Annotated in this window: 2 protein-coding genes; both read left to right on the top strand. The window is 69.3% G+C overall.

Features of this window, described 5'->3' with window-relative positions:
• The coding region (locus EN780_RS36155) for a PfkB family carbohydrate kinase (RefSeq protein ID WP_245500244.1) at window positions 1–277 on the top strand (277 nt) is incomplete at its 5' end.
• 5 nt (window positions 278–282) lie between these two features.
• A partial coding sequence (locus tag EN780_RS36160; protein ID WP_245500245.1) for an amidase family protein occupies window positions 283–726 on the top strand: 444 nt, incomplete at its 3' end.

Here is a 726-nt window from a genome sequence, read left to right on the forward strand (position 1 = left end):
CGCCATTGTCGTCACCCTCGGTGGCGACGGCGTGCTCGCCGCGACGCCCGACACCTTCCTGACCGTGCCGGCGTTGAAGATCACTCCGGTCGATACGGTCGGCGCCGGCGACACGTTTTGCGGCTATTTCGGTGCCGGCCTGTCGTCGGGCCTGCCACTCGAACAGGCGCTCGTCCGCGCCGCCGCCGCCGGCTCGCTCGCTTGCCTGAAGCCCGGCGCCCAGCCGGCGATACCGCTGGCGAAGGACGTCGACGCCGCCTTGTCGGCCGCCGGGTGACGGCCATGCGTCCGGCGACCAGACATGCCGTCCCGCCCGCGGGTGATATCTGCCGGCTGTCCGCCGTGGAGCTGGCCGGCGCAGTCCGTGAGCGCCGCCTGTCGGTACGCGAGGTGGTCACCGCCTTCCTCGACCGCATCGAGGCGGTGAACCCGCTGGTCAATGCCATCGTGTCGCTGCGCGACCGCGCCGATATCCTCGCCGAAGCCGACAGGGCCGACGCCCATCTGGCGCGCGGCGGCAAGGCGGGATCGCTGTTCGGTCTGCCCATTGCGATCAAGGACCTGGCGCTGACCAAGGGCCTGAGGACCACTTTCGGCTCGCCGATCTTCGCCGACTTTGTCCCCGGCGAGGACGACTTCTTCGTCGAGCGTGTCCGCAAGGCGGGCGCCATCATCATCGGCAAGACCAACGTTCCCGAATTCGGACTTGGCTCCAACACCTACAAC

Source organism: Mesorhizobium sp. M4B.F.Ca.ET.089.01.1.1 (genome assembly GCF_004022605.1).
In the GTDB taxonomy this organism is placed as follows: domain Bacteria; phylum Pseudomonadota; class Alphaproteobacteria; order Rhizobiales; family Rhizobiaceae; genus Mesorhizobium; species Mesorhizobium abyssinicae.